Source organism: Amycolatopsis sp. SID8362 (assembly GCF_010550475.1).
Taxonomy (GTDB): Bacteria; Actinomycetota; Actinomycetes; order Mycobacteriales; family Pseudonocardiaceae; genus Amycolatopsis; species Amycolatopsis eburnea.
Map to the genome: position 1 here is coordinate 1 of NZ_JAAGNB010001835.1, position 2,825 is coordinate 2,825.

The window sequence follows — 2,825 nt, forward strand, 5'->3', positions numbered from 1 at the left end:
CGCGGCCCGACCAGCAGCCGCCGTCCGCACCGCCGCCCGCCGCCGAAGCGCCGCCGGCGGAGGAGCCGCCGAAGAAGAAGCGCAAGGGCAAGCTGATCGCGCTCGTCGTGGTCGTCCTGCTGGTGCTGGCCGGTGGCGGGGTCGCCGCGGCGATGCCGAAGGTGTCGAACCGGCTGGGCCTGCCGTGGGCGCCGAACGCGCCGAAGGGCGACAGCCCCGAGCCGTCCGCCGCCACGCGTCAGCTGGCCGGGCCGGACAACACCGGGAAGGCGCCGACCGCGAACGGCGTCAAGTCCGTGCTGGCCCCGGCGGCCGGCAACGGCGCGCTCGGCCAGCTCACCGGCAGCGTGATCGACCCGGTGACCGGCACCGTGCTGTGGGACCACGGCTCGTCGACGCCGGTGACCCCCGCGTCGACGACGAAGGTGCTCACGTCGGCGGCCGCGCTGCTCTCGCTGGACCACAACCTCAGGCTGTCGACCAAGATCGTCCAGGGCGCGGACCCCGGCACGGTCGTGCTGGTCGGCGGCGGCGACACGACGATCACCAACCTGCCGCTCGGCACGGACTCGCCGCTGTACCCGGGGTCCGCGCACGTCGACGACCTCGTCGCGCAGGTCAAGAAGGCCGCGCCCGGCGTCAAGAAGGTGCAGGTCGACCTGAGCCTGTTCAAGGGCGCCACGACCGCGCCGGGCTGGGAAGCGGGCGACGCGCCCTCGACGTACGCGACGCAGATGTCCCCGGTGATGGCCGATGGCGGCCGGCTCAGCCCCAAGGACAACAACTCGCAGCGCACGGCGAACGCGGGCAGCGCGCTGGCCTCGTCCATCGCCTCGAAGCTGGGCGCCTCGCCCGGCGGCCAGGCGACCGCGGCCAAGGACGCGAAGGTGCTCGGCGAGGTCAAGTCGGCGCCGCTGACCGAGCTGGTGTCGGACCTGATGGTGCTGTCCGACGACGTACTCGCCGAGGCGATCGCCCGGCAGGTGGCGCTGGCCAACGGCGAGGAAGCGAGCTACGCCGGCGGCGCGAAGGCGACGCTCAAGGTGCTCAAGGACCACGGGTTCGACGTCTCGGGCGTCGAGCTGTCCGACGGCAGCGGGATCTCGTCGCTCAACCGCATCCCGGCCCGGGTGCTGACCCAGCTCCTGGCGGCCGCGGCGGCCCCCGAGGGCAAGAACCCGGGCACCGGGAAGCTGCGTCCGGTGCTGGCGGGCCTCCCGGTCGCGGGCGGCTCCGGCACCCTCGCCGACAAGCGGTTCGACACGCCGGCGTCCCAGGCGGGCCGCGGCTGGGTGCGGGCGAAGACGGGCACGCTGACCGGGGTGAACACCCTCGCCGGCCTGGTCCTCGACCAGGACGGCCGGGTGCTGGTGTTCGCGTTCATGTCCAATGGCTCGGACACCGACCCCGGCCGGGACGCCATCGACGTCCTCGCCACGAGCCTCCGCAAGTGCGGGTGCGCGTAGCGGCGTACCTCTCCGTGTGCGAACCGTACGAAGATCGTGGCCGGAAACCTCCACCGGCCAGGTAGCGTCGGAAGGGTGAGTCAGGAAACCGAGACCCGGCCCATGGTCGACTGGGCGATCGCCGCGCAGACCGGCGCGCTGCTCGTGCGCGGGGGCCCGTCGGTCCCGCGCGAGGAGGCCGAAGCGGCCGTCACCGATCTGCGCGAGCTGACGATGGAGGCCGAGGGGCACGTCCGGCAGCTGACGAACCTGGGTCTCGACCTGCCGCTGCTGCCCGGCGAGGTCGTCGACCGGCCGGGCTGGGTGCGGTCCGCCGCCGCCGGGCTCGACGCGCTGACCGGGCGCGCGCTGCCGCAGCAGGGCGGGGCGCTCGGGCCGATCCTCGCCGGGGGCGCCGGCGTCCAGACCGGGCTCGTGCTCGCCTTCCTCGCCAGCCGCGTGCTGGGCCAGTACGACCCCTTCGGCGGGCCGGAGCGGGAAGGGCAACTGCTGCTCGTCGCGCCGAACGTCGTCGCCGCCGAACAGGCGATGAACGTGCCGGGCCACGACTTCCGGCTCTGGGTCTGCCTGCACGAATGCACCCACCGGCTGCAGTTCACCGCGGTCCGGTGGCTGCGCGACTACTTCGCCGACGAAGTCGAGCGGCTCGTCTCCGGCCTCGCCGGCGGCGGCAGCGACAGCCTGTCCGACCTCTTCGGCAGGCTGCCCGAGGCGATCAAGCAGGGACCGAAGCTGAACCTCGCGGAGCTGCTCCAGTCGCCGAAGGAACGCGCGGTGTTCGACCGGCTGCTGGCGCTCTCGACGCTGCTCGAAGGCCACGCCGACTACGTGATGGACGCGGTCGGGCCGCAGGTCGTCCCGAGCGTCGACACGATCCGCGCGCGGTTCACCGCCCGGCGCAAGGGCGGTGGCGTCTTCGACCGGCTGCTGCGCGCGCTGCTCGGCGTCGACGCGAAGATCCGCCAGTACGAAGAAGGCGCGAAGTTCACGAAGCACGTCGTGGACGCCGTCGGCATGGACGGCTTCAACGCCGTCTGGCGCTCGCCGAACACCCTGCCGTCGCGCGCCGAGATCGCCGATCCGGCGGCGTGGGTCCGGCGCCTGCACGGATGACCGGGCCGGCGGTCGCGACCGTCCGCAGGGCCGTCCGCGCCTTCCTGGACGGCGTCGAAGCGCCGGCTGAACTCTGCGTCGCGGTCTCGGGCGGCGCCGATTCCCTCGCGCTGGCCGAGGCCGCCGCGTACGTCGGGCACCACCGCGGGCACGTCGTCCGCGCGCTGGTCGTCGACCACGGCCTGCAGGAGGGTTCGGGCAAGGTCGCGCTCGACGCCGCCGCGGCCGCGAAGGCGCTCGGCATCG

At 73.9% G+C, this 2,825-nt stretch carries 3 protein-coding genes; all 3 read left to right on the forward strand.

What is annotated here, in order from left to right; all coding sequences use genetic code 11:
• Positions 1-1,466, forward strand: a 1,466-nt coding sequence (dacB, locus tag G3I65_RS55925; RefSeq protein ID WP_160704753.1) for a D-alanyl-D-alanine carboxypeptidase/D-alanyl-D-alanine-endopeptidase, incomplete at its 5' end; no start/stop codon positions are given.
• 102 nt (positions 1,467-1,568) lie between these two features.
• Positions 1,569-2,579: a zinc-dependent metalloprotease gene (locus G3I65_RS55930; RefSeq protein WP_160704755.1), complete on the forward strand. Its 1,011-nt coding sequence runs from the start codon at positions 1,569-1,571 to the stop codon at positions 2,577-2,579.
• The coding region (locus G3I65_RS55935; RefSeq protein ID WP_275940205.1) for an ATP-binding protein at positions 2,576-2,825 on the forward strand (250 nt) is incomplete at its 3' end. The genes G3I65_RS55930 and G3I65_RS55935, both read left to right, overlap by 4 nt.

Excerpts from the sequence above, each read along its gene's own strand:
- G3I65_RS55930 (WP_160704755.1), top strand. The coding sequence starts at position 1,569 with ATGGTCGACTGGGCGATCGCCGCGCAGACCGGCGCGCTGCTCGTGCGC.